The 26848-nt window shown below is 35.5% G+C and carries 17 protein-coding genes, 1 tRNA gene and 2 pseudogenes; 14 read left to right on the top strand and 6 right to left on the bottom strand.

Annotated elements, in window-relative coordinates; translation table 11 throughout:
- Nucleotides 1–444: 444 nt before the first annotated feature.
- The 4 genes from icd (at nucleotide 445) to AC07WY_RS06680 (ending at nucleotide 3444) form a co-directional block, all read left to right on the top strand.
- Complete coding sequence (gene icd, locus AC07WY_RS06695) at nucleotides 445–1701, top strand: NADP-dependent isocitrate dehydrogenase (RefSeq protein ID WP_096734735.1); 1257 nt, start codon at nucleotides 445–447, stop codon at nucleotides 1699–1701.
- A 209-nt stretch (nucleotides 1702–1910) separates the two neighbouring features.
- Complete coding sequence (locus tag AC07WY_RS06690; RefSeq protein WP_494736022.1) at nucleotides 1911–2402, top strand: DUF2867 domain-containing protein; 492 nt, start codon at nucleotides 1911–1913, stop codon at nucleotides 2400–2402.
- Nucleotides 2403–2568: 166 nt separating this feature from the next.
- The gene (locus AC07WY_RS06685; RefSeq protein WP_034616240.1) at nucleotides 2569–2925 is read left to right on the top strand and encodes a hypothetical protein; all 357 of its coding nucleotides are present in this window, start codon (nucleotides 2569–2571) and stop codon (nucleotides 2923–2925) included.
- Between the two features lie 288 nt (nucleotides 2926–3213).
- Nucleotides 3214–3444, top strand: a complete 231-nt coding sequence (locus AC07WY_RS06680; protein ID WP_004823058.1) for a hypothetical protein — start codon at nucleotides 3214–3216, stop codon at nucleotides 3442–3444.
- Between the two features lie 80 nt (nucleotides 3445–3524).
- On the opposite strand, the gene argG is transcribed toward AC07WY_RS06680, so the two are convergent.
- On the bottom strand, nucleotides 3525–4868 hold the full coding sequence (gene argG / locus AC07WY_RS06675) for an argininosuccinate synthase (protein WP_004724905.1): 1344 nt from the start codon (nucleotides 4866–4868) through the stop codon (nucleotides 3525–3527).
- Between the two features lie 267 nt (nucleotides 4869–5135).
- On the opposite strand from argG, the gene AC07WY_RS06670 reads away from it, so the two are divergent.
- Nucleotides 5136–5462: a hypothetical protein gene (locus AC07WY_RS06670; protein ID WP_494736021.1), complete on the top strand. Its 327-nt coding sequence runs from the start codon at nucleotides 5136–5138 to the stop codon at nucleotides 5460–5462.
- A gap of 65 nt (nucleotides 5463–5527) precedes the next feature.
- Here AC07WY_RS06670 and AC07WY_RS06665 read toward each other — a convergent pair whose 3' ends face one another.
- Nucleotides 5528–6379, bottom strand: coding sequence for a LysR family transcriptional regulator (locus AC07WY_RS06665; protein WP_262086554.1), 852 nt, complete (start codon nucleotides 6377–6379; stop codon nucleotides 5528–5530).
- A 152-nt stretch (nucleotides 6380–6531) separates the two neighbouring features.
- Here AC07WY_RS06665 and AC07WY_RS06660 point away from each other — a divergent pair, with 152 nt between their 5' ends.
- From AC07WY_RS06660 to dld, 5 genes are all read left to right on the top strand, one after another.
- Nucleotides 6532–7449 carry a DMT family transporter gene (locus AC07WY_RS06660; protein WP_209827170.1) on the top strand — a complete coding sequence of 306 codons (918 nt, stop codon included), beginning with the start codon at nucleotides 6532–6534 and terminating at the stop codon, nucleotides 7447–7449.
- A 566-nt stretch (nucleotides 7450–8015) separates the two neighbouring features.
- The gene (gene lldP / locus AC07WY_RS06655; RefSeq protein WP_171066957.1) at nucleotides 8016–9686 is read left to right on the top strand and encodes an L-lactate permease; all 1671 of its coding nucleotides are present in this window, start codon (nucleotides 8016–8018) and stop codon (nucleotides 9684–9686) included.
- A gap of 30 nt (nucleotides 9687–9716) precedes the next feature.
- Nucleotides 9717–10460, top strand: a complete 744-nt coding sequence (lldR, locus tag AC07WY_RS06650; RefSeq protein ID WP_166782099.1) for a transcriptional regulator LldR — start codon at nucleotides 9717–9719, stop codon at nucleotides 10458–10460.
- A 2-nt stretch (nucleotides 10461–10462) separates the two neighbouring features.
- Complete coding sequence (lldD, locus tag AC07WY_RS06645) at nucleotides 10463–11617, top strand: FMN-dependent L-lactate dehydrogenase LldD (RefSeq protein ID WP_004823052.1); 1155 nt, start codon at nucleotides 10463–10465, stop codon at nucleotides 11615–11617.
- Between the two features lie 311 nt (nucleotides 11618–11928).
- On the top strand, nucleotides 11929–13626 hold the full coding sequence (gene dld, locus AC07WY_RS06640; RefSeq protein WP_494736020.1) for a D-lactate dehydrogenase: 1698 nt from the start codon (nucleotides 11929–11931) through the stop codon (nucleotides 13624–13626).
- A 126-nt stretch (nucleotides 13627–13752) separates the two neighbouring features.
- Here the strand turns inward: dld and AC07WY_RS06635 are convergent, their stop codons facing one another.
- Nucleotides 13753–14577 carry a hypothetical protein gene (locus tag AC07WY_RS06635; protein WP_494736019.1) on the bottom strand — a complete coding sequence of 275 codons (825 nt, stop codon included), beginning with the start codon at nucleotides 14575–14577 and terminating at the stop codon, nucleotides 13753–13755.
- A 259-nt stretch (nucleotides 14578–14836) separates the two neighbouring features.
- Between AC07WY_RS06635 and AC07WY_RS06630 the strand changes: the two genes are divergently transcribed.
- The 4 genes and pseudogenes from AC07WY_RS06630 (at nucleotide 14837) to AC07WY_RS06615 (ending at nucleotide 23645) form a co-directional block, all read left to right on the top strand.
- Entirely contained in the window at nucleotides 14837–16870 is a 2034-nt protein-coding gene (locus AC07WY_RS06630; RefSeq protein WP_494736018.1) for an oxidoreductase, read from the top strand.
- Between the two features lie 98 nt (nucleotides 16871–16968).
- Nucleotides 16969–17058 (top strand) — tRNA-Ser (locus AC07WY_RS06625).
- Between the two features lie 169 nt (nucleotides 17059–17227).
- A pseudogene (locus AC07WY_RS06620) lies at nucleotides 17228–17882 on the top strand (tyrosine-type recombinase/integrase); the annotation flags it as partial.
- Between the two features lie 198 nt (nucleotides 17883–18080).
- Nucleotides 18081–23645, top strand: coding sequence for a ComEC/Rec2 family competence protein (locus AC07WY_RS06615; RefSeq protein ID WP_494736017.1), 5565 nt, complete (start codon nucleotides 18081–18083; stop codon nucleotides 23643–23645).
- 512 nt (nucleotides 23646–24157) lie between these two features.
- Here the strand turns inward: AC07WY_RS06615 and AC07WY_RS06610 are convergent.
- The 3 genes and pseudogenes from AC07WY_RS06610 to AC07WY_RS06600 all read right to left on the bottom strand — a co-directional run.
- A complete protein-coding gene (locus AC07WY_RS06610; RefSeq protein ID WP_166782135.1) occupies nucleotides 24158–24964 on the bottom strand; it encodes an alpha/beta hydrolase in 807 nt (268 codons plus the stop codon).
- 402 nt (nucleotides 24965–25366) lie between these two features.
- The gene (locus AC07WY_RS06605; protein ID WP_494736016.1) at nucleotides 25367–25903 is read right to left on the bottom strand and encodes a DUF4189 domain-containing protein; all 537 of its coding nucleotides are present in this window, start codon (nucleotides 25901–25903) and stop codon (nucleotides 25367–25369) included.
- Nucleotides 25904–25985: 82 nt separating this feature from the next.
- A pseudogene (locus AC07WY_RS06600) lies at nucleotides 25986–26575 on the bottom strand (IS1595 family transposase); the annotation flags it as partial.
- Nucleotides 26576–26848 lie beyond the last annotated feature (273 nt).

Below are 26848 nucleotides of genomic sequence, written 5' to 3'. Positions count from 1 at the left end.
GAAATATAAGAATATATTGTGGTTTTAAGGTGGCTGGTTTGGTCATAAATCTATTGTCAAAATGTTATAGATTTTTAAATTAAATGGCGAATATAAAATCAAAAAATTAGAAATAATGTTTATAGTGTAAACGTATAGTAGCTCTCACTTTTAAAGATCTGACTCTTGGAAAATTTATGTGTATGGAAAAGTAAAGCTAATACTTTTATTTTAAACATTGGAGTGATTGAGCTTGTCGATTTATATAAAAAATGATGGTTTGAGTGATATTAAATAATGAAACATTGTGCTTTATTCAGTAGAGAAATGTTGTTATTCCTCGTATAAATCTCAAAAAATGTACGAATTAGACTAGACTGATATGCGCTAAGAAGGGTTAGAAGTATTGTCTATTTGGCAATTATTTTGGATTTGCCAACTATAATAAAAGGGAGAACCTGAACAATGGGTTATCAGAAGATCGTAGTACCTGCCGATGGTAGCAAAATTACTGTAAATGCAGACTTGTCACTGAATGTTCCAAATCATCCAATCATTCCTTTTATTGAAGGGGATGGTATTGGGGTTGATATTACTCCAGCCATGAAAGCTGTTGTAGATGCCGCAATTCAAAAAGCATATGCTGGCAAACGTTCGATCGAATGGATGGAAGTTTACTGTGGTGAAAAGGCAGATAAAATCTATGGGACCTATATGCCTGAAGAAACTTTTGAGGCACTGCGGGAATTTGTGGTTTCGATTAAGGGTCCATTAACTACGCCTGTGGGTGGTGGTATTCGTTCATTGAATGTCGCTTTACGCCAAGAACTCGACCTTTATGTTTGTGTACGTCCTGTACGCTGGTTTGAAGGAGTGCCGTCACCTGTTCAACACCCTGAACTGACTGATATGGTGATTTTTCGTGAAAATTCCGAAGATATCTATGCGGGTATCGAATGGAAAGCGGATTCTCCTGAAGCGAAAAAAGTCATTAAATTCTTAAAAGAAGAAATGGGTGTGACTAAGATTCGTTTTGAAGATAATTGTGGGATTGGTATTAAACCTGTATCGAAAGAAGGTACTCAGCGTTTAGTACGTAAGGCGATCCAGTTTGCGATTGATAATGATAAGCCGAGTGTAACTTTAGTGCATAAAGGCAACATTATGAAATATACCGAAGGTGCATTCAAAGAATGGGGTTATGAACTGGCAATTGATCGTTTTGGTGGTGAGCTGATTGATGGCGGCCCTTGGGTAAAAATTAAAAATCCAAGAACGGGTAAAGAGATCATTATTAAAGATGTCATTGCCGATGCCTTTCTACAGCAAATCTTAATGCGTCCTTCTGAATATTCTGTGATTGCGACACTTAACTTAAATGGTGACTATATTTCTGATGCGTTGGCAGCTGAAGTAGGTGGTATTGGAATTGCGCCGGGTGCAAATATTGGTGGTGCAATTTCTGTATATGAAGCGACTCACGGTACAGCACCGAAATATGCAGGCCAGGATAAAGTAAATCCAGGTTCTATTATTCTTTCTGCGGAAATGATGCTTCGTGATATGGGGTGGATTGAAGCTGCTGATTTGATTATTCAAGGGGTGTCGGGAGCGATTGCTGCGAAAACTGTTACCTACGACTTTGAGCGATTGATGCCAGGTGCAACTTTGCTTCGCTGTTCTGAATTCGGTCAAGCAATCATTGATAACATGGATAGCTAATTAAAAGATAGATGCACTAAAGTCAGTATAATCAAAGGTCTGCCAAGTGCAGACCTTTTTGTTATTTATGGTTTGGCTATTTTATTCTAGAATCTAAGTATATTTATTAAACTTTAGAATGTGAGTAATTGCACCAACAACTGATTACTGTAGACTGTTTTTAGCCGTTGTTTGAAAAAATATTAATTATATTTTAAGGGGTTAATCGAATGAACATAGAAAAAGATCCTAAAATACTGGTTGCTCCACTTGATCAATTAAATTTTTTACACGAAGCCAAGCAATATATTGATAAAAATCTTACCAGTACTCAAGCCTATTATCTAATGACCAGTAAGCCGCCAGTTTGGTTGAGGGCTGCGTTTAAGCTAAGAGATTTTTTAAGCCGGCATTTAGGTGGTGTGCAACCTATTCAAGGCTTTGGTGAATCAACTAAACCACTTCAAGTGGGTGGAAAAGCAGATTTTTTTGATGTGGTTAAAGTCTCAGATCGTGAGCTTTTTTTACAGTCAACCGATAAACATTTGAGTGTATTGCTGGTTTTACAAATCGAGGAATATGATGAGCTTAGAAATGAATTAACGATATGTACTAGTGTAGTGACATATAATCTTTTTGGGAAAATTTATATGCTGCCTGTTTCTTTGGTTCATGGTTTTATTGTTCAGCAATCACTTAAAAACCTTCAAATTAAATCTTGAAACTCAAGGATTTGAACTATGACAAAATGCTGTAAAACTTGGCAAAAAAAGTCATATTTATACCTTAATTGTAGATGAAAACTTCTGTAAATAAGAAAACTCCTGTGTAAATAGCAATTTAAATCATTTGTTGATATTTTGTTGAAACTTAAATGGAGTGTTGGTTGTGAAAAAAGTATTGTTGGTTATCTTAGCTTTAGGGATTTCTCATCATGTATTTGCTAAAGACGTACACAAATGTGTAGTTAAAGGTTCGGTAACTTACCAATCTAGGCCTTGTGCTGGAACTGCTACTGTAAATCCACAGCAACAACTTCAACAAAAATTAACCCAACGAACTGCAAATCAAACTTCGATACAGCAACAAAAAACTCAGTCTGAAATGCATCAGTATTCTCAACAGCAACACCTGCAACGCCATTCAGGAAATGGAACTTCCAATGAGATTCCAGATACCGTTGAAGGTAAAAAGAAAAGCTTGGCTATAGCGCAAGAAGCTTATAAACAAACGAAAAATCGTTAATTGTTTTTTAAATTTGCTTAGACCGTTTTTGTTTTATGGGCAACTGGTTTTTATTGAAATAGCTTTGGAAATAAGCTCAATATAAAACAATAACTTGATTGATGAAGGGTATTGTTGGAAGTGATTGCTGAAGCTTCTAAATCACAAGGTAATATGCTTTTTAGGTAAGTTTCTCGCTTTAAATAAATAGAGGATTGTAATCCTATGGCTGTAGGCGAGTAATGTATTGGATGGGAATATTCTGTTATATTAACCAGCCTAGTTAAATTTATTTAAAGCCTTGAATTTATGTCACAGACAAGTTCGAAAAAATTTTATATCTTTGCGACATTAGCATTGTTATTTCCAGTATTTTTAGTTGGAATGGCTTTTCTTGCGGCTAAAAGTGATGCCGAAACCAAACGGGAATATGATCAAATTCGCCAAGAACATGCTGAAAAGATTGAGTTGCAAAAACAACAGCAAAAATTAGAGCAACGAAACTTATCGCAACCTGAAACGAAGAATGCAGTGTCTTGATAAGCAATCTTTAATGAAAAGTCATTAAGGCTAAAGCTAAAAAAACCGCCAGATTTGGCGGTTTTATTTTTCATCAAAAATTATTTATTTTTGTCTTTCAACTGAGGGATTGCAGATCCTGTACCGACAGCCAATAAACCAGTATTGGTATAAATACCAAGTTTTGCACGGGTGTCCGTGATATCAAGATTACGCATAGTCAATTGGCCGATACGATCAGCAGGACTAAACATTGAATCACCTTTTTCCATGGTTAAACGCTCAGCTTCATAAGTGAGGTTCTCTGATTCAGTGTTCATAATCGTGTAGTCATTACCACGACGAAGTTCTAAAGTCACAGTACCCGAGATTGCTTTAGCAACCCAGCGTTGTGCTGTTTCACGGAGCATCAATGCTTGCGAATCGAACCAACGACCTTGGTACAATAAGCGACCTAGACGTAAACCATTGATACGATATTGTTCAATAGTGTCTTCGTTATGAATACCAGTTACAAGACGTTCATAAGCAATATGAAGAAGTGCCATTCCCGGAGCTTCATAGATGCCACGAGATTTTGCTTCAATAATACGGTTTTCGATTTGGTCAGACATACCTAGACCATGACGACCACCAATACGGTTGGCTTCAAGAATGAATTCAACAGGGTCTTCAATACGTTTGCCATTTAATGCAACAGGAAAGCCTTCTTCAAACGTTACAGAAACTTCTTCAGCTTCAACTTTTACGTCTTCTTTCCAGAACGCAACGCCCATAATTGGCTCAACGATTTTGATGCCTGCATTGAGGTATTCAAGATCTTTCGCTTCGTGAGTTGCACCCAACATGTTTGAATCTGTTGAATAGGCTTTCTCTTTCGACATTTTGTAATCAAAACCATTGTCGATCAAGAATTGTGACATTTCAGCGCGACCGCCTAATTCATCAATAAATTGCTGATCTAACCAAGGTTTGTAAATTTTAAGTGCAGGGTTGGTTAATAAGCCATAACGATAGAAACGTTCAATATCGTTCCCTTTATAGGTTGAACCATCACCCCAAATATTAACATCATCTTCTTTCATTGCTGTAACAAGCATTGTACCTGTTACTGCGCGACCTAATGGTGTTGTGTTGAAATAAGGAACACCACCAGTGCTGATATGGAATGCACCACATTGAATTGCAGCAATACCTTCCAATGCAAGTTGTAAGCGGCAGTCAACCAATCGGGCTTTTACAGCACCGTAGTTTTCAGCTTTACGCGGAATTGCATCGTAGTCATCTTCATCAGGTTGACCTAAGTTTGCTGTATAAGCATAAGGTTCTGCGCCTTTTTGTTTCATCCACAATAAAGCTGCTGAAGTATCTAGACCACCAGAGAAGGCGATACCCACTTTTTTGCCTACTGGTACATTCTGCAAGATCGTTGCATTATCAGTCATTGCTCGTCCTAACTATTTCGAAAGAGGCACCACATACATGGGTGGCCAAAGAGAATTTTATAAACGCAGTATTGTAGCACTTTTTCAATCAATGTTTTATTGGATTTGAAGGTTAACATTGAAAAAAATAACAATTTATTGCGCGAAATTAATTTACTTAAATGACTCATGCACCTCATTTAAAGACTTATAAGAAAAGTCAAATTAACGAGATGTGAAATTTAATAAATTGATATAATTTTCTAATTATTAAAAACTTTTAATCCTATGCAATTAAATAAAACGCTCTACTATACGCATAATACTTTGTTTGGCTTTTACGGTATTTTGTTGCTTATATTAATTTTCTGTGCACTAACTTCGGGGTTTAATTCCACTGGTTTTGTAGGTGTAGTATTTGCTTTTGCGGTGTTGTTTGGTTTGGCATACTTACATTATAAAGCCGCTATTGAAGTTGAAAAAGGGAGTGAAATAGGGAGATTGATGTCTACCATTATTGGATTTTTATTCTTGATTGGATTTCCAGTAGGAACTTGTATCGGGCTGCTGATTTTGCTGAATGTGCGTAAGGCCAAATGGCAGGCTGCGGATTGACCTATGTTAAAAGTAAGATAAATTGGATGTATAGAGTTAATCCAATATATCTGATTTGTTCAGGATCATAGTTGATCATTTAAACCAATAAACTGCTTTTCAATCGGAGTAAATACATGTTCACTTCGTGCAATCAGATAGAATCCAATATCTCGATATTGTTCGGGTGTTTCTCGATAATATTGAATATTAAATTTTTTAATCAGTGACTTTGCAATCATTGAAATTCCCATACCCAATTGAGTGAAATTGACTAAGGCTTCATGATCATAAATATGGGTTAATTCACCTTTGGTTAAATGATAATCTGTATAAATATGATCTAAAGTGGTTGCATAACAGCATTCTTCTGAGGCAAGTAAAATATTTTGATGATTGAGACAGTCTTCAAGGCTGTCATGGTTGATGACATTTTTCCCAATAATCACCAATTGATCATTTGCCTTTTGAATATACTGAATATTTTTCTGTTTTGGGTGACCTAAAACATAAGCGATATCTAGGTTTCCGCGTAAAATTTCATCTTCAATATAGCCTGTAGCACCTGTTTTCATAGTGATTGAAAGCTCAGGGTAGGTTTCATAAAGTTGGCTAAATGACGGGTAGAAACGCATTCCGCCTAAACTGGTGTTGGTACCAAAGCGTAAATATTTTTCCTGCTGATAGATTTTATTTTCTGTTTCTTCCCATGTGAAGATCATTTTTTTGTATTGCTGATATAAATTCATTCCTGATTCGGTCAGCTCAACACCTTTGGGTTTTCGGATGAATAGTTGACGTTTATAGTGATTTTCAATCTTTTTTATTTTTGCAGTCATATTCGATTGTAAATAATTGAGTTTATTTGCTGCTGCGGTAATGCTTTTTAGTTCAGCAACAGTCACAAATGATTTGATATCACCCATATCGATATTCATTTTAATTCCTCAATAATGCATTGAATAAGTACTGACAATAAAGCACCTGCTTTAGCATCAAAAAAAATGATGTATACATTAAAACATAGCATTATTCATGATGCCATTTATTTTCTATACTCTATGTACTTTCCATCTGTTGAGTACAGCAAATGAATCTTCGAGTGATTGGTGCAATTGTATTATTGTGTCTCGTCTGGGGATCTTTGTGGGGATTGGTCAAACATAGTTTGCAAATATTTCCGCCATTCTTATTTATTTCTACGCGTTTAATCTTAGCTGCGCTTACCCTTATGTTGGTTCAAGTACTGTTAAGAAAATCCGTTTTACCCGCAAAAGGTGAATGGCAAAAACTGATGATCTCAAGTTTGATGATTTGTATTGGTTTTTATGCAACACAAACCTTTGCCATGCAATTTGTTGATTCAGGATTGTCTGCGGTTTTAGTGTTTACTATGCCTATTTTTATTGGTGTATTGGCGCATTATATTTTAAATGAGCGTTTAAATAGCCAAAAAATGATTGGGTTGGTTCTTGGCACATTGGGCTTGGTTGCGATTCTTTGGCCACAATTACATCATATTCATTTGAATTTATCGTTAATTGGTCAAGCTTTCTTAATCTTGTCTGGCTTCTTCTGGGCTTTAACCACAGTTTATATCAAACAGAATTTTGCAACTTATGACAAAATCAAATTGACCTTTTGGCAGTTGTTGATGGGTGGGGTGGTGATTCTGATCGGCGCTTTAATTTTTGAACCTGTAGATGTTAAAGTTTGGATGAATCCGCTCAATGATTCAATCCTGTTCTATATTGCTGTGATTGGAACTGGTTTTGCCTTTGCCTTGTGGAATTGGATTGTGAGTCAGGTAGATACCTTTGTTGCGTCTATTTCAATCATGTGTATTCCTATTCTAAGTTTATTTTTTGGTTATGTGCTTTGGCATGAGCCGATTACAATCAACATTATTATCGGTGCGGCATTTATTTGTTCAGGAATTATTTCAAGTTCTTTAAATCTTAAAATCAAGAAAAAACCTGCAACCTTATTGAGTTGTGAGCATCGTTAAATCAATGAGTGGACATTGTTGAATTAATTTATAGTTGATTAAATTTTTATGTAATTTTTCAATTAAAGTAAAAAGCAAAATCAGTGAAAGTTCATTGATTTTGCTTTTTTTCTGTTTTTTATATTTTTTGTTTAATACGATGCCTTTACGCTTATTTTAACTGATTTTTAAATTGGTCTGACTAATTTTGGTTTTGCAGTATTTCCAAACCCGATAATAAACTTAAATCAGTGTTACTAAAAAGTGCATTAAAAAATAGCATACGACTAAAGTTGTATAAAATTGGTTTAATTTAAAAAAATACGATATAAAACAAATGAGTTATTCGATTTGAAGCCCTGAAAGCTGAAGGATTGGTCTGTGAATAGGTCGAAATATTTGCAATATTGGTCATACCAAAATAATTAATTGAGTGCCAACTATTGATCTTTAAATCAGCAAAAATTAATATTAAGTAGCAGTTAGTGCAAAATTTTTTAATTTAAAACTAAATTGGTCATACCAATTATTGAGAAATAAATGGATGATTCAATGACATTCCACGTTCTAGCAAGCATTTCAAGGAGATGACAATGCTTCAACATTGGCAACAGATTTATGATCCGATGGGCAATATCTGGGTATCCAGTGCCATTGCGCTGATACCAATTATCTTTTTCTTTTTAGCCCTTGCTGTATTCCGCATGAAAGGAAGTGTTGCGGGGACAATTACAGTTGTATTGGCTTTACTGGTTTCATTATTTGCTTATCAAATGCCAACGATGATGGCATTGGCATCATTGGTCTATGGTTTCTTTTATGGTTTATGGCCAATTGCATGGATCATTATTGGCGCAGTATTCCTATATAAAGTTTCAGTAAAAACAGGGCAGTTCGATATTATTCGTTCTTCGATTTTGTCGATTACGGAAGATCAACGTCTGCAAATGCTTTTTGTTGGTTTTGCTTTTGGTACTTTCTTGGAAGGTGCGGCTGGCTTTGGTGCACCTGTTGCGATTACCGCTGCGTTATTGGTGGGGCTTGGTTTTAAACCACTTTATGCGGCGGGTCTATGTTTGATTGTGAATACAGCACCTGTGGCATTTGGTGCAATGGGGATTCCAATTATTGTGGCTGGACAGGTTTCTGGTGTAGAAACAATGGAAATCAGTCAGATGGTTGGACGTCAGTTGCCATTTATGGTTCCAATTGTGCTGTTCTGGATCATGGCAATTATGGATGGTTGGCGTGGTGTAAAAGAAACCTGGCCAGCTGTGATTGTCGGTGGTGGTTCTTTTGCGCTAGCACAATATTTGACTTCAAACTTTGTGGGTCCAGAATTACCCGATATTACTGCTTCAATTGCGTCTCTGGTTTCATTAACGATTTTATTAAAATATTGGCAGCCAAAGCACATTTTCCGTTTTGCAAATGAAGATGACAGCATGAGCGAAAATCTTGCTGCACAAAAACAGCAGAAATATAGTCTTGCTCAAATTGCCAAAGCATGGTCTCCATTTGCGATTTTAACTGTGATGGTCACAATTTGGAGTGTAAAACCATTTAAGGATTTATTTACCAAAGATGGTGCACTACATGATTTAGTGATTTCTATCAAAGTGCCATATTTGCATCAAATGATTCAAAAGATGCCACCTGTTGTTGCTGAAGTAAAAGACTATGATGCAATTTATAAATTTGATTGGTTCTCAGCGACGGGTACCGCAATTATTATTGCTGCAATCATTACTATTATTTTCTTAAAAATGAAGCCAAAAGAAGCAGTAGTTACTTTTGCTGAAACCATTAATGAATTAAAAATTCCAATTTATTCGATTGGTATGGTGTTGGCATTTGCTTTTATTGCTAACTATTCAGGAATGTCTGCAACCTTGGCTTTGGCATTGGCACATACGGGTCAAGCATTTACATTCTTCTCTCCATTCTTAGGATGGTTAGGTGTATTCCTTACAGGTTCGGATACTTCTGCAAATGCTTTGTTCGGGGCATTACAAGCCACCACTGCACAACAAATTGGTGTCCCAGAAGTATTACTGGTTGCTGCAAATACCAGTGGTGGTGTCACTGGGAAAATGATTTCTCCTCAATCAATTGCAATTGCATGTGCGGCGGTGGGGCTGGTAGGTAAAGAGTCTGATCTGTTCCGTTTTACGGTTAAACACAGTATAACGTTTACTGTAATGATCGGTATTATTATTACACTACAAGCTTATGTGTTCCCATGGATGATTCCATGAGCATAAAACGTCACTGAATGAGGAAAGCAGATGAAAGTCTCTGACAAAGTGGTACAAAGCCTTCGTATGTTAATTGAAGAAAAAAACATGCAAGTCGGAGAACGTTTACCTGCTGAACGAAAATTGTGTGAACAACTGGGCGTATCCCGTTCCTCTTTAAGAGAAGCGATTTCTCAACTGACCAGTACTGGAATGCTGGTCAGCAAAGGCGGGGCGGGGACCTATTTACAACAAATCCCCGTGAACTGGTCGCAAAACCAGATTGTTGAATCTTTAAGTAATTTGATTGATGAAGATCCAGCATATCGTTTTGATGTGCAAGAGGCGCGAACAATCCTTGAGGGTGGTTCAGCTTGGTATGCGGCACAACGTGCAACCCCTAAAGATCTGGCTCAGATTCGCGAATATTATGATCAGATTTCATATTTTCAGTCGATTGGAGATGATGAGCAAGCTTCACTTGCCGATGCTAAATTTCATTTGGCGATTGCTGAAGCATCGCACAATTTAGTGTTGATACAGATGATGCGGGGCGTTTTTGATCTGTTGCAGTTTAACGTGCTCTTGGGTAGACGCAAAGTGTACTCAGAAACACATCGATTTGATCAATTGCATGATCAGCATTTTAAAGTGATGGATGCAATTGAACGTCATGATCCAGATGCTGCAAGAGATGCAGTCTGTGGACATATAGAATTTGTAGTACAGCAAGTGCGTATGATTGATGAGGAAGAAGCCCGTCGTCAGCGTGCGAGCCGATTAAACAGGATATGAGCATGATTATTTCTTCTGCGAATGACTATCGTGAAGCCGCGCGACGTCGTTTACCCCCATTTCTTTTTCATTATATTGATGGTGGTGCGTATGCGGAATATACACTAAAACGAAATGTAGAAGATTTATCAAAAATCGCTTTAAGGCAACGTGTTTTAAATGACATGTCTCAGTTAAGCCTAGAAACAAAATTGTTTGATGAAACTTTATCTATGCCTGTTGCGTTGTCTCCTGTTGGATTAACAGGGATGTATGCACGCCGTGGTGAGGTTCAAGCTGCCGTGGCAGCAGATAAAAAGGGCATTCCTTTTACCTTATCGACCGTATCTGTTTGCCCGATTGAGGAAGTTGCACCAGCAATTAACCGCCCAATGTGGTTTCAGTTATATGTGCTACGTGATCGTGGCTTTATGAAAAATGCTTTAGAGCGAGCCAAAGCTGCGGGCTGTTCAACCTTGGTGTTTACTGTTGATATGCCTGTACCAGGTGCGCGCTATCGTGATGCACATTCTGGTATGAGTGGTCCGAATGCAGCGATGCGCCGTTACATGCAGTCGTGCTTCCATCCGCATTGGGCTTGGAATGTCGGTTTGCTGGGTCGTCCACATGATTTAGGCAATATTTCCAAATACTTAGGAAAGCCGACTGGACTTGAAGATTATATCGGTTGGTTGGGCAATAACTTTGACCCGTCTATTTCATGGAAAGACCTTGAGTGGATTCGTGAATTTTGGGATGGCCCGATGGTGATTAAGGGGATCCTTGATCCTGAAGATGCCAAAGATGCGGTACGTTTCGGTGCCGATGGTATTGTTGTATCAAACCATGGTGGTCGCCAGTTAGATGGTGTCTTATCGTCTGCGCGTGCGCTTCCGCCAATTGCAGATGCCGTCAAAGGGGATATTAAAATCCTTGCTGACTCTGGTATTCGTAATGGTTTGGACGTGGTTCGTATGTTGGCATTGGGTGCAGATACCTGCATGCTCGGACGTGCTTTTGTCTATGCATTAGGGGCAGCAGGTGGTGCAGGCGTTTCTAATCTGCTTGAGTTAATTGACAAAGAAATGCGTGTCGCAATGACTTTGACAGGTGCCAAAACAATTGCAGACATTAATGCTGATTGTTTAGTCAAGTTAGACAAAGCATTGGATGCGTGATGTATTTTTGATACGTCATCAAGCTAAATGACAGTGTTCAATTTGATAGACGCAAATATCGTCCATGCAAATTTCATCTGTAGTGCTTTGAGGCAGAACGACCTTATAACATGATGTATTTGCAAAGCATCAAATGAAAAGATGTGATTTAACGAGTTTTCGGATGAGCAGGGTTCAAGCTACTTTTCATCAAAAAAGTAGTTTGAACTGATCGTTGATCCCTCAATACAAATAATATTGAAAAAAACGCTGTCGGAATGAATGCCTTATTGAATGAGATTGAATAAGGATTCATCAATAGGATAGGGAAAATGCAATCTAATATTGATTCACAACACACCATTCAGCAATTGATCAACATCGTCGGTCAGCAACACGTTTTAACTCATGATCATGCTACCCGCTTGTATCGTCAGGGGCGTCGTTATGGCTCAGGGCAAGTGCTGGCTGTTGTGGTTCCCGGAACTTTGTTTGAACAATGGCAAGTGCTACAAGCTGCTGTAAATGCAGACTGTATTGTGATTATGCAAGCTGCAAATACTGGCCTTACGGGTGGTTCAACACCTTTTGGTGATGATTACGACCGACCCGTTATTTTAATGAGTACACGTCGTTTGGCGGGTATACAAGTGATTAACCAAGGTCAGCAAGTGATTTGCTTACCTGGTGCAACTTTAGATCGTCTTGAAAAAGAGTTGGCACATTATAATCGTGAGCCGCACTCAGTGATTGGTTCATCTTGTATTGGTGCATCGGTTTTAGGTGGAATATGTAATAACTCAGGTGGAGCATTGGTCCGCCGAGGTCCTGCATATACTGAACTGGCACTTTATGCACAGGTCAATGCGTCAGGTGAGTTAGAGTTGGTCAATCACTTGGGGGTGAACTTGGGTGACACACCTGAAGAAATTTTGACAAAACTCGAAAATAAAAACTATCAACTCAATGATGTTATTAATAATGCGAGTTGTTGTGCTTCTGACCATCGTTATGCACATGATGTTAAACAGGTTGATGAAAATACGCCTGCACGCTTCAATGCTGATCCATCACGTTTATTTGAAGCTTCAGGTTCTGCAGGTAAAGTCTGTGTCTTTGCAGTACGTTTAGACACCTTTGAAAAAATTCCAAGTCAGGTATTTTATGTGGGGACCAACTCACATGATGATTTGACGGAAATCCGTCGTTTCTTACTCAAAGATTTGCCAAGATTACCGATTGCGGGTGAATACATTCATCGTGTTGCCTATGATATTGGTGCTGAATATGGCAAAGATACTTTTATGTTTATCGAAAAATTTGGTACGGCAAAAGTGCCTGCTGCATTTGCATTAAAAGATAAGGTGGATGGATATCTCGAAAAAATTGGCTTACGTAGTTTGTCTGATAAAGTGTTGCAGATGGTGACTAAACTGTTGCCCAATCATTTGCCAAAACGGATGAATGAGTTTCGTGATTTATATGAACATCATTTGATGATTCGTATCGAAAATCAGGATGTTGAGCAAGTTGAACTTTTTTTAAAAGATTATTTTCAACATAAAACATCAGGTGATTTTTTCCATTGTACGGATGAAGAAGGGCGTAAGGCTTTTTTACATCGTTTCGCAGTGGCAGGTGCAGCAATTCGTTATCGTGATACGCATCGTTCGGAAGTTGAAGATATTGTTGCGCTGGATATTGCTTTACGCCGTAACGACCGTGAATGGGTAGAAACTTTACCTCAAGAGATGGATGATTTAATTACCCATAAATTGTATTACGGACATTTCCTCTGCCATGTGTTTCATCAAGATTATATAGTCAAAAAAGGGGTAGATCCTTTGGCGATGGAACATCAAATGTGGCATTTGCTGGATAACCGTGGTGCAGAATATCCTGCGGAACACAATGTAGGGCATTTATATATTGCGAAACCTACTTTAAAAAATCATTATCAAAAGCTTGATCCAACCAATAGCTTTAATGTCGGCATTGGGCAGACCAGTAAATTAAAATACTGGAAGTGATGATATTGAGGCATGTTAATTTGATTTGTTTATGGTGGTTTATCAGATAAACAGTCTTTTTAAAAAGTGCTAGATGATGAACTGATTTATTTAATGAAAATAGCCATGCAAAAGCATGGCTATTTTTTATTTCTGTTCGCCTAATTTGGAGGAAATAAATCCAAGTACAAAAGCACTGATAAAGAAGGTAACAACCGTGTAGAGTGCAGATTGTGTGGTAAACCAAATTGCAATGGTTAAGATCGTAACGATCGCTGTACAAATCCAAATCGCCAACCCTGAAGTTGCTGAAGGTTGTTGAGATGGAGCTGGGTCAATTTGATCTGGTGTGGACGGGTCTTCTTTGGTATTTAAATCGTGAATAGGGTCATGTAGATTCACACCATAAAAGAAATAGGGATGATCATCAAAACGAGCAAGCTCGATACGTTGCATTTCAATAAAAGAAATTTGTTGTGAATGATCTTGTGCCGAATTTTCAATGTGTTGTAACAATTGGGTTAAGAAATGAGCATCATTTAAATCCAAGGGCAAACCACTGGTGCGCAATAAAATGTACTCAGGATAATGTTGTTCGATTAAAGATTTAAAGTCATCAAAATGATAGCTATTTTCTGCACCAAAAATTTCTATAAATAAGGGTTTACGCGCTGCTAAATTGACGAGTGCTTGCTGTTGATCAATAACTAAATAAGCATACTGACTCTCACCAAAGTCCTCTTGGCGTTCTTCAAGATCAACTTGGTTGCGTTCATCGTTGATATCAAGATCATCTATATATCTTGTCCAGAAAATATTTTCTTGCTTAAACAGCATAAACCATAAAATCGGAATGAATGCATTTGCTTCGAGTTCAAAAGATGCGCTTTGAAAAAACTCTGCCCATTGATTTTGACTACCTCTTGGCATATGGCTAAAGGTAGAACTGGTTAAAAATACTGGGTGGCTCATAAGGTTGATGCCTTTTCTTATTTACTTTTATTCAGCAGTTATATTGCAAAATAACGAAAATTGACACAGAAGATTGTTATAAAACTGTATAACACTTTTCTTTTGAGTCATATCAAGATATGTTGCTTCTCGCTGTGGGTAAGACAGATAGAATTGACACTATATACGATGAAAATATCAAAAATTGTCATCAAAAAAAAAATAAAACTCGATAAAGTAGTATGCAACAAGTTGCAAAGCCAAACTTAAAGGATTCATCATGACAAATAGCTATGCAAATATCTTAAAACCACTCCATCTGGGATTTACGACTATTAAAAATCGTGTCGTGATGGGTTCAATGCACACAGGTTTAGAAGATCGTTTTTATAACTACCCAAAACTTGCTGCATATTTTGGAGAACGTGCCAAAGGTGGTGTTGGGCTAATTATTACAGGGGGGATTTCCCCAAACCGCCAAGGTTGGTTGTTGCCAGCCGGTGGTACGATGAATACTTTAGGTGATATTGCACCACACCGTTTAGTCACACATGCTGTACATAAGCATGGTGCAAAAATTCTGATGCAAATTCTGCATGCAGGGCGTTATGGTTATCAACCGTTTGTTGTATCTTCAAGCCCAATCAAATCACCGATTTCGATGTTTAAACCACGTCAGATGAGTGACAAACTGATTCTTGAAACCATTCAAGATTATGCTGAAACAGCTAGTCTGGCAAAAAAAGCCGGCTATGATGGCGTAGAGATTATGGGTTCAGAAGGCTATTTGCTGAATCAATTTTTAAGTCGCCATGTGAACCAACGTGAAGACCGTTGGGGCGGGCCAATTGAAAACCGTATGCGTTTGGCAGTCGAAATTGTAAAAGCGATTCGTGCCAAAGTCGGTGAAAAATTTATTATTTGCTTCCGTTTGTCGATGCTCGATTTGGTCCATGACGGTAATACCATGGATGAAGTGATCACTGTTGCACAGGCCTTAGAAAAAGCAGGTATTACTTTACTCAATACCGGGATTGGTTGGCATGAAGCACGTGTACCCACAATTGTAACTTCCGTACCGCGTGCTGCATTTGTAGATTACACCGCAGAAGTGAAAAAGCATGTCGCTGTACCTGTCATTGCTTCCAATCGAATTAATATGCCTGATACTGCTGAGGAAATTTTGGCTGCAGGTAAAGCTGATATGGTGCAAATGGCGCGTCCATTATTGGCAGATGCTTTTTGGGTGAGTAAAACCGCAACCAATCGTGTTGATGAAATCAATACTTGTATTGCATGTAACCAAGCCTGTTTAGATCATAGTTTTCAAAATAAGCGTGCAAGTTGTTTGGTGAACCCACGAGCAGCGCATGAAACTGAACTGGTTTATCTTAAAACAAAAAAACCGAAGAAAATTGCGGTTGTTGGCGGTGGTGTTGCTGGAATGTCAGCAGCTACTATTGCGGCAAGTCGTGGACATCAGGTGACTCTGTTTGAAGCCTCTACTGAGGTCGGTGGGCAGTTTAACCTTGCTAAAGTTGTACCAGGTAAAGAAGAATTCCATGAAACCATACGTTATTTTAAGGTTCAGATTGAAAAAACTGGTGTGGACTTACGTTTAAATACCAAGGTGAATCGTGAGCAACTAGAACGTGAAGGTTTTGATGATGTGGTGATCGCAACAGGTGTGATTCCACGGGGTCTAAATATTGAGGGTAGTAACGCACCGCAAGTATTGTCTTATGCGGAAGTATTGCGTGGTGCACCTGTTGGAAACAGAGTCGCTGTTGTTGGTGCTGGTGGTATTGGTTTTGATGTATCTGAATATTTATTGAAACCTGAGCATCAGCAGCAACCACAACCCTTGGCGGATTGGCAACGCGAGTGGGGTGTAGACCCAAATCCAAACTATATGACTGAAGGTGGTTTTGTTCCTGCTGAAGTAGATCAACCGATTCGTCAAATATATTTGATGCAACGTAAAACCACACCTCTTGGTATTGGTTTAGGTAAAACTTCTGGTTGGGTACACCGTGCACAATTGAAAAAACATGCGGTAAGAATGATGCGTGGCGTGCAATACAAGTCTGTCACCAATGAAGGATTATGGATTGAAAGCAATGGTCATGATCAATTATTACGAGTCGATACGATTGTGGTGTGTGCAGGTCAGGAATCCGTTAAGGATTTAATGCCTCAAGAGGGTGAGTCAACTCTAGCAAATTACCATATTATTGGTGGTGCAAAATTGGCTGGTGAGCTTGATGCAAAGCGTGCGATTCGTGAAGGTGCTGAAATAGCAGCTAAACTTTAATCAAAATCATCTATTTTGATGAAACAATATGCATTTGAATGGTTTAAGTCTATTTTTTTCTTGTCAGAGTTGGAAAAGCTTAGTATTCTTGCGCACATGGAAGCGTGGCAGAGCGGTTTAATGCACCGGTCTTGAAAACCGACGAGGGTGTGAGTCCTCCGTGAGTTCGAATCTCACCGCTTCCGCCACATTGAAGTTTCCGACACTGTTTAACACTATATAAGTATTTACTTATAAGGTTAAAGTTGGAAACAAATGACATAGTAAGCTATGACACAGTACGTCAATGAGCGGTTCTAAAGTAGTAAAAAATGCAGTAAGATAATCTCTTACTGCATTTTTTTTGGTTTATACGTTATGGCTGCTCGTGGAATCAATAAACTGACTGCTTTACAGGTAAAATAAGCAAAAGCAAATCCTGATAAAATGTATAAGCTTCCCGATGGAGGTAATCTTTACTTACGTATTGATTCCAGTGGTAGCAAATACTGGAGATTTAACTATACTCGTCCTTATGTTGGTAAATGCAATGATTTATCGCTCGGCACATATCCTAAAGTTACCTTGGAAGAAGCACGTACAGTTCGTGACGATTATAAAAAGTTATTCAAGCAGGGAATTAATCCAGCAACAGTACGCTTAGAAACCAAGAATCGAAGCAGAGCATACCTTTCTTGTAGTCAGTGCAGAGTGGCTTAAAAAACGAGAATTGGAAGGCAAGCAAGATGAAGAGACCCTTCGCCGTTTAAATCACGATGCTTATCCCTATATAGGTGATATGAGCTTCCCACAAATCACTGTAGAAGTATTAGAAGCAAAAGTCTTTCAGCGCATTATTGACCGTGAAGCATTGTCTGTCGCCAAACGTCAGATTTGAATCAAATCTTTAAATCAGCGCGTAAAAAGAAGGTGATTCAATCCAATCGAAGATATTGAATTACCTAATCCACTGGGTGGGAATTTTGCTGCGGTGACTGAGGAACAAGACCTTGCACCAATGCTAAATAAAATTTGAGGTACTTAGGAGAACGTTATTTTTAAAGACTTTATGCAACAAAGCCCCTAAGCCTCTAAATAAGAAATAACTAATTTCAGGTATTGCAGAGTAGAAAATTTAAAAATATATTCTTGAGAAGGGTGTTTTTTAATCGATTTTTTGTTGATTTTAGTGAGAATATTTCTTCAATATAATTTTATCTAGGGGTGGGTTATGAGTAATGATTTAGGTTTAAGAATACATACATTAAATGTAGGACAGGGTGATAGTCAATTTATAGAGATATTTAATAGTCGAAATGAGGTTGTTCAATTAATTTTAATTGATGTTGGAAATAAAGGAAGTTTTAATAAAATAGTTGAATATCATCAAGAAAACTTTAAAAAAACTAATGCAATGTCTGCTACGGATGAATATTATCAAGTTAATACACTTATTATAACCCATTGGGATGCGGATCATCATCAAGGATTAAGTGAAGTGATATCAAACCAAAATTATAAATTAGAACTTGAACAGGTATTCGGACCATTAGAAAATTCAAAATATAAGTGTGATATATTTTATGCAAATAAGCACTTCAATTCTAATTTAGTTTCTAAATTTGATATTTCGAAAAATAATTTCCCTGAAAATACTATTTATTCTATTTTAAAAGACAAGAAAAACAAGGATATAGAAATAAATATATACGCAAAAAATGCTAAGGTAGTTTCTTTTAGTGGTAGTGTCGTTTTAGATCATACAGAAAAAAATCAATCAAGTATTGGGATATTAGTTAAAGATAATAAAACAGGATTTATATACTATACAGGAGGTGATCTTACTGAATTACAAGAAAAAAAATTAGCAAATAGTTCTGATCCATACCCATTTATTGATAGCCTAAAAGTGAGTCATCATGGATCTAATGGTTCTTCATCTAATGACTTCTTGGCAAGTATTAAACCAAGAACTAAAGATAATAGATTAAAAACAGGTCTAGCAATATTATCTCATGGGAATCGTCATGGACACCCACATGGAGATGTAATGCAGAGATTAGCCAATAATAACTTCGTCATGATTTCAACAAGTAAAATTAAAAAAGAGTCTAAAATTCCAAACATTTGTGACTTACTTATTTTAAATAGTGGTCATATTGTACAAGAGCCAACAAATACGAAGAATGGGCAATTAAATACAATTAAAGCATCTGTTACTAATTATAATTCAGGGAAATCAGTAGGGAATATTTATATATATAAAGAGGGTGTTTCTAATTTTAGTTTTAGGTCAGATTATAGTGATAACAAAACTGCGTTATGGAATTTTATAAGGTGTTTGGATGAAAGTGTTAAAACTGATTATGATCCTACAAAATCTACTTGCAATATCCCCAACTTACCACTTGAGTATCCATTTTCATCTAAACTAGATAATTGTCATATTGTTGATAATGGTGATTCTTTAGGATTTACATGTGATATTGAAAATTTTGATATTGGAAGCATTCAAGAAAAGTTTGAGCTAAAAGGTGCTATTTTAAAAAATGAGTTGAAAGCTACATATAAAGCATCAGTTTCATCTGCATCAAAAAAAGTTATAGATGGCGCAGATTTAGATTTAAGAGACGTTTTTAATTTTTTAAATTTCGAAAATTATTATTATTTTGATTTTTTAAAATTAATAAATGGTTTTATTGTAATTGATGAAATGTCTATTAGCCATAATTACGAATTTAAAAATAATACATTTGTAGACATATCTTTACAAATTGCTAGTGATATTGAAATAAATGAAAAAATAAAAATAAATAGTGGTTTTCTTAAGCTTTATTCTTTATTTAGTGGTGGAAATGAATCTCCATTATCATTTAATGATATATTGCTACACACCACCATTAAAATAAAAAATGATCTTGGGGAAGAAAAAGAATTACAAGCAAGTATGAGTTTATTGAATTTGCCAACTACAGATTTAAAAATTGATATAAAAGATAATATTAATTTGGCAAACTTAGTTTCTATAATTCCGAATTTCGATAACAAAAAAATAGAAAATTGGTGTAAATCATTAGAGTTAGATAGAATAAATTTAAAAAAAATGTCTTTGCAAAATAATTGGGGTAATTATGGTAGACTCGAAAAGTTTGAAATAGGCTTTTATGTTGATTTGATTAAAGGTAAAGACATAATATTAGATTTAAGTGTATTTTACGGTCAAAAGAGCACTATTATTTCAGGCGCATTACTTCAAAATGTAGATCTTTCAGGTAAATCTATTTCTCTAAGGTATATCTTGGATTCAATGGGCTTTGGAATTAATGGGCTTGAATTTATACCTCAGACTGTTCTAGATTTATCAATATCTGATTTGAGTTTTTCAGCAAATTTAAGTGAAAGCAAATACTCACTACATATTGAGCTTGATACACTTTTTACATTTGAACAATCTCTTGCAAAAGGCAAAAGTGTTTCATTAACAGTTTCGAAAATTGAATTGAGTATTGAAAAGTATGAAAATTCTACAGAAGTAGAGTTAATCTTAGGGGCTATGTTTGATACAGATAAAAGAGAAGCAGATGATATTGATGAGAATAATATTTTCTTAACAGCAAATTATAATTCTGAAATTAAAAAATTTAGTATTGGTTTGGATTTATACGATTTTGATGTACTTAATATTACAAAATTAGTAAATATTGAACCACCAACTGAATACTTTTCAGCTGAAATAAAAAAATTATCTATTAAATTTAATCCTTTTTTATTGTATACAGAGCTAGTTGTTGGATTTTCTCGAAATATTCTTTCAACGACACTAACATTTAAAATTACAACTTTCGAAGTCGATGAAGAATCTAAAGTTAAATATAGTGGGTATGTTATATTTTTAGGTGTAAATACAGAATTCACTCAAACTATTGGTCGTAGTGCTAAAGATAATATTATAAAAATTTCAATTAAAAAGCTTAATTTATCAGATGTAATAGATTATTTTTTAAGAAATCCTGAGTTATCGAAACATTTTAAATTAGATATTAATGCGTTAGAAATTACAATTGATAATGAGGGTTTCAAACTTCATTCGCAAATAGAGAATTTTTCGCTAGGTGAGGTTATAAGCATCACGGATAATGTACTAGATTTTAATATTGGAAAAGCACCTGAAATATCAATATCGACAAAACTGTTAGAAGTAAAAGCTTTTGATAATACATTTAGTGCTCAAGGTGGTCTTGCTGTTAGTTCTAAAGGCGTATCTTTCTATGGCGGTACAGTAGGTCAAATTGAAAATATATTTGGTGTTAAAGGACTTGGGCTAGATCAGTTCTTTATTAGTTTAAATCAAACTTATACTCCACCTGCTTTTGCTGTTGGATTTATTGGCAAATTAAGCTATACGGCTGATAGTGGAAAAAAATTTAGTGGTAGTACAGCAATATACTTTAGTCCTAATATCCCAAATGAACAATTACTTGCAGTAAATTTCAATGAAATTAGGCTTTCAGATATTGTTTATAGTGTTCTAGATCTTAAGGGGAATGATGGAATAAAAGGAATTATTGAATCTATCAGCATTGAATCGTTGGAGTTTGCAAACGAACTTGAAGAAAATACGGATGTTACAAAGTTAAAAGAAATAGTTATTTCTCATGATCCTGATACTAAATCTAATGATTTGGATTTAATTGATCATAATACTTATGGATGGATCGAGAAAGGTAATTATATTCTTGAAAATAAAAATAAATTCAGAATGTACTTCTTCTCAAAAAATACAGAAGGAAGTGCAATTGGAAAGTATAAATTGTCCAAATATGTTTCACTTTATGCATGCACCAGTGCTAATGGGATTAGTTTGAATGAAGCAACATTTGAAGCAGGTTTCGCTTTTTCAGGTAATTTAAATTTTCTTGGTGTTTCACAAGTTGTTAATTTTTCTGCAAACCCTAAAGAGGGTATGTTTTTATACTACGAAATGGATAAATCAATTCAGCTACCTCTAGGCAGTGGGAATCTTATTAAATTATCAAGAATGGAGGATGATAGAAAAGGGCCAATTCTGTCTTTATCAACGTATGATAAGAATCGGCATTTTTACTTATCTGCTAAATTAGTTGTTTTGAATGGTTTACTTAATTTTGCAACACGAATATTGATGGAAAATAATCATATTTCTTTTCTGTTGTATCATGAAGTCATGGGGTTTAAAACTTCTATATATGTCTCAAGTTCATTTGGTAAATTTGAAAATGCAAACATTGAGCTTCAGCTTAAGTTTGTATCATCAGGCTTTTCGGATATAACTTCGATTATAAAACAAGAACTTTATAATATTTCAGATTCTTTAAATCGTCGAACAAACGAAGCTAAAGCTAAAGTTGAATTAGTTAAAACTGAGTTGGAGAAATACACGAAAAATATTAAAGAAACTTCAAATAAATTGGATGTTAAATATCGTGATTTGGCATCTTTAAAGAAAATATCATATCCGTGGTATAAAGCTTATAAATATATAGAGCTAGGTATACGCATAGCATCAGTTGGTGTTGATATTGCCGTTTTACTAGCATACAGATTGGGGCAAATCGGACTTTTAGAAGCCACTCTTGCTATGCTAGATCTTGTTCAGGCCATGCTTGATGCATCTCAAGAAATTTCTGAATCAGTTATTAAGCGTATTGGTGATGTTATTGCGGGTATAGGTCAAGGTTTAGATTGGGTTATTAGAATTGAAAAAATTGAAGCAGAATTAAAAGTTTCTTTGGATTCTAGGTCATTCTATATTAAGCCTGATATCAGATTATTTGGTGGTGAAAAGTCTGCTATTGAAGATTTCTATATTGAACACAATGGTAATCTGTATGAAGAACTTATTAAAAAAATAAAAAAAGAACTTAAGTTAAATTATACTGGCGATAATTTTAAAGGAATTATTGATGATGTGTATGGTCCTCATGCCCGTTTAGATTATTCACTCTATAATGGAACTTTTGATGATTTTAAACAACAAGATGAAGATGAATTGAAAAGATTTAATTCATATAGGAATCTTGAATTAGCAGAAAGCATAGATGTTCTTTTTGATGCATTTGATCCTAGTGATAATTCAAATATAGCTGAATTAACCAATCAATTTGACTCAACTTTAATTGAAGAAATTGAAGAAAATTTAAAAGATGTGAATCTATCTCTTAAAGATGAATCATTCTTTGCTGATGAGGTAAAGTTAAAAACTCAATTTGCATTAAATGATATAAAAAATGAGTTAAGTGAAAGCTTTAGTAAGTTGCAATTTAGTAATAATATTGAATATCAGAATTTAAAGAGAATTAGTGATATTGCAGAAGATAAAATTGTTCAATATGGAGATATTGTCACCCACGCAAAAGTTTTAAGAGAAAATAATATAAATGATACTGAAAAACTAATTAACAAATTAGGAACTTTTGCTAAGAAAATTGATAGCTTTAAAAATCATGATCTAAAAAATATTCATTACCAAGTTGAACAGGATCACGATGAACAGCTTGATCAAGAAGTTTCAGAAGAAATTATTCAAAAGTATAAAACAATAGGCGAGGATAATAAGCTATCACCTTATTACAAAATTATTTTCTTAACCAATGCAGGAGTAGGTCTGGCTACATTAGGGAAGAGGGATGATTCAATTGAAAGTTTCACAACAGCGTTAAATTACGCTAGAGAAACAATGGGTTTAGATTCTCATGAGGAAAGCGTTATTAATAATTTAATGTTGCATTATTGGAATATTGGTTTAGGAGAGGGCTAAGTTATTGACGTATGGGTACTGAGTTGTTTAAATTTTTAACTTAGTTCATTTACTATAATTCGAAAACTAATTTTATACAAAATGGGAATCGAACTCCAAAAAGGTATAGTTGATTGGAATGTGATGTTGAAACAACTAGAAACAAAGAATTTTTTGTAGTAAAAATTTAAATAAAGTTTATTTATATACAGTAACTTGGGTTTTTAGTTTGACTGTCACCGCTTCCGCCAAATATCTTAAAGGGAATCAAATGAATAGTTTGATTCCCTTTTTCTTTGGCAAAATTTTGGCACTATTCGAAATTTTAGCTGATGACTACTCAAGTCCATTGACGGTGCTACACAACATTTGGCTGCTATTGTATTGATCGTGATCTCAGCGAATAGCGGCATCCAGAGCCGTTCCAAACTGGACAAAATATTTTTTCATAGATTTTAGCTGCAGGCTTATTCATATAAGAATCATCGTGCTGAATAAGCCTTTAGAGATAGGTTTGTGCAACAAAACCGTTTCTAAGCAAAATGCTGCTTTAAAAAGGGTATTACGCATTCTGAATATTGTTCAGGAAAATCTCGGTAAATATAAGTATGTTCTGCATCCGCGAAGATTTTAATTTCTACTTTTGTTACATGGTCGAGCCCTACTTTAAGCCGGTGGCCAAACTCGGGTGGAGTATAAATATCTTTTTCTCCATACATTAATAAGATGGGGGGTTGATATTTTACCTGTGTAGATTTTGCTAACGGATTGAGTTCCTGATTAAGCTTAGGTAGCAGTGTATTTGATACCTTGAGCATTGCATGAGCGACTGGATAATGTTTCCAAAACTCTGGTAATGTCGGAAATGCGCCTTCAAATACTGCAATTTTATATGGGTGTCCATCTTTTGCTAATGAGCATAATCCCCAAGCCGCACCAAATGACGCACCAATTAAACCTACATTTAATTCGGGTGTCCGCTTTTGAGCATATATCCCTGCATGATATACATCATTGGGATAGTCAAATGAGAATCCTTCACTTTCTCCAAAACCATTAGCATCATAAATAAGTACGTTATAGCCATTTTTTAAAAATAGATCCGCATGTCCGTAACGGAGCCAAAATGCTTTAGCCGCTTTTCCCATTGGATGAGCAAGTACTAAAGTTGCTTTTGCCGCTGGTGCACTTTTCCAATAACCAGCGAGTGTTTGCTGGTCAGTTAAGGGAATAGTGACAGCCTCCCAGTCTTCTTTAGAAATAGCTTGAGGCCAAATCCAAGGTACTTCGAATCTTCCAAAAAATGGCTTTCGTAGAATTTGGTGAGCAATTTTTTTCATTTTGGTTATCCAATATTTTTCAAAGTTTATAATATCCAATAAAGTTCCTTTTTGGAACTTGTATTTCAAAATGTATTACTTATTGATTTTCTTTATGGAAATTGGGTATAGCTCATATTTTAATCATCTTAATGATACATCGGACAAACATGACGAATACGTTGAAATCAAGAAATGGAATAAATCAATTATCATTTATTTTTTAGTTACATATAGAGCGCAATACCCATAATTCGAGTTAATAAGCCAAATTACTGAAAATAGATCCTGCAACAAAAAAATTGTCGTGTTTTAAAAGTCCAAGTAGTGTTTCTGGCATACTGTTGTTTTACCTTTATGCAGATTAATAAAGGCAAAATCATCATTTGCGGTGTGAACCAGTAAATTATGTTTTTGTTAGTGCTAGTATCCGAGACTACAACCAGAATATACAATACGACAAGGCTGTAAATTTTCACTTAAACAAAACACTAATGCACCTTTTTTAGCCCCATCCTCTGAAAAATCAAGTAAAATTTTTGATTTTTGACCATCATTAATTGGATCAGCTATAGCAACACAGCGATTAGAATATGTTTTAGATACTTCACATTTTTGTCCGCCATCCTGTTGACACGCTTTTAATGCTTTTGTTTGTGCCTCATCTTTAGATTTAAAATTTCTTGTAAAACCAATTGGACGCCCTTTTAAGCCTTTACTTTTATCTTCTGCAATTGCACCCCATAATGTTTCAATCATAGGGTACAAAGTTGGATTTTGATTCGTATATCCACCACTTCCTCCACCTGGAATAGGTGCGCAACCTTGAGCACCTTGCCCACCTATTGGATAATAGCCTGCAGGACAATTCCCTTCAGCATGTACATTCTCAATAGTTAAATAAATGATAAGAATAAAGAAAATGGATAAATAAAAAAACTGATTATTTGTCAATGTCATTCATTAAACTCCTTTAAAATCATGGCTTAATAATAAGGAAAGCTATGAATTATTTTAAATAAATTCTTTATTCTAAAAACTAGCATTTTTTCAAAAACAAGGGAAATGATTCTTTCGGAATACTATTATATTTTCGCAGTATTCTTTTCGCTTGATTCCAAAAATTTTCGATTCCATTAATATGATTTTTCCCATTTGCAAAGCGATTAGAACAATTAATTCTATGATGGCAGAACCCCGCATCATCTAGAGCATTGTAACTACGCCATTGATCAGTATAGACGATGCTATCAGGTGTTATTTTCTTTGCAATTACAGACATTAAGGTACTTGATTTAGTATCTCGAATAACAACGGTATAGGCCACGCCATTACGCTTTAATAATCCAAAAACTATCATTTTATTCGTGGCACCACGACAAGGCTTACCCTTAGAAGTGCAGCCAAAATAGCTTTCATCTAACTTAATCTCACCATCAAATATTTCGAGAGCTTTTATCTCTAAATAATAAGCAATAATTTTACGAATTTTAGTAATGAACAGCGTAGCCGAATTATGATGAATTTCTAATAAATCAGCAGCTGCTCTTGCAGTCAGATCGAGCACGAAAATACTCGAAATTTTAATTGAGTTTTCTTGTTTAATTTACAATTGGTTCGCTTTATTTTCATAGATTAGCACCTTGTTAATCTAGTATAGCTTCTAATTTTTTATACCCAACGAAATTTTAATAGGGAACTAAATTGCCTAAAACTAATTGATTGTATATAAAACAAAGTTGTTGCTCTCCTTATTTAAAGAGGAAAGAAAATATAAAAATAAAAGGTGTAAATATATTTAAAAGATAAATAATTTAATATGATAGGAACGCAAAATCACCCACTATGAATCAAGGTGGCTTAGTAAAGAATTTTGAAGCATTATCAGCCCTCCTTTTTTAAAGG

The sequence above is a fragment of the Acinetobacter sp. GW821-FHT01C12 genome, from assembly GCF_059422625.1.
Note: the sequence above shows the minus strand (reverse complement) of the source record. Positions and strands in the feature narration are given on the sequence as shown.

Bases quoted from the DNA above. Each gene is read 5' to 3' on its own strand.
- icd (WP_096734735.1), top strand. From the start codon at position 445: ATGGGTTATCAGAAGATCGTAGTACCTGCCGATGGTAGCAAAATTACT.
- AC07WY_RS06690 (WP_494736022.1), top strand. From the start codon at position 1,911: ATGAACATAGAAAAAGATCCTAAAATACTGGTTGCTCCACTTGATCAA.
- AC07WY_RS06680 (WP_004823058.1), top strand. From the start codon at position 3,214: ATGTCACAGACAAGTTCGAAAAAATTTTATATCTTTGCGACATTAGCA.
- argG (WP_004724905.1), bottom strand. From the start codon at position 4,868: ATGACTGATAATGCAACGATCTTGCAGAATGTACCAGTAGGCAAAAAA.
- AC07WY_RS06670 (WP_494736021.1), top strand. From the start codon at position 5,136: ATGCAATTAAATAAAACGCTCTACTATACGCATAATACTTTGTTTGGC.
- AC07WY_RS06665 (WP_262086554.1), bottom strand. From the start codon at position 6,379: ATGAATATCGATATGGGTGATATCAAATCATTTGTGACTGTTGCTGAA.
- AC07WY_RS06660 (WP_209827170.1), top strand. From the start codon at position 6,532: ATGAATCTTCGAGTGATTGGTGCAATTGTATTATTGTGTCTCGTCTGG.
- lldP (WP_171066957.1), top strand. From the start codon at position 8,016: ATGACAATGCTTCAACATTGGCAACAGATTTATGATCCGATGGGCAAT.
- lldR (WP_166782099.1), top strand. From the start codon at position 9,717: ATGAAAGTCTCTGACAAAGTGGTACAAAGCCTTCGTATGTTAATTGAA.
- lldD (WP_004823052.1), top strand. From the start codon at position 10,463: ATGATTATTTCTTCTGCGAATGACTATCGTGAAGCCGCGCGACGTCGT.
- dld (WP_494736020.1), top strand. From the start codon at position 11,929: ATGCAATCTAATATTGATTCACAACACACCATTCAGCAATTGATCAAC.
- AC07WY_RS06635 (WP_494736019.1), bottom strand. From the start codon at position 14,577: ATGAGCCACCCAGTATTTTTAACCAGTTCTACCTTTAGCCATATGCCA.
- AC07WY_RS06630 (WP_494736018.1), top strand. From the start codon at position 14,837: ATGACAAATAGCTATGCAAATATCTTAAAACCACTCCATCTGGGATTT.
- AC07WY_RS06615 (WP_494736017.1), top strand. From the start codon at position 18,081: ATGAGTAATGATTTAGGTTTAAGAATACATACATTAAATGTAGGACAG.
- AC07WY_RS06610 (WP_166782135.1), bottom strand. From the start codon at position 24,964: ATGAAAAAAATTGCTCACCAAATTCTACGAAAGCCATTTTTTGGAAGA.
- AC07WY_RS06605 (WP_494736016.1), bottom strand. From the start codon at position 25,903: ATGACATTGACAAATAATCAGTTTTTTTATTTATCCATTTTCTTTATT.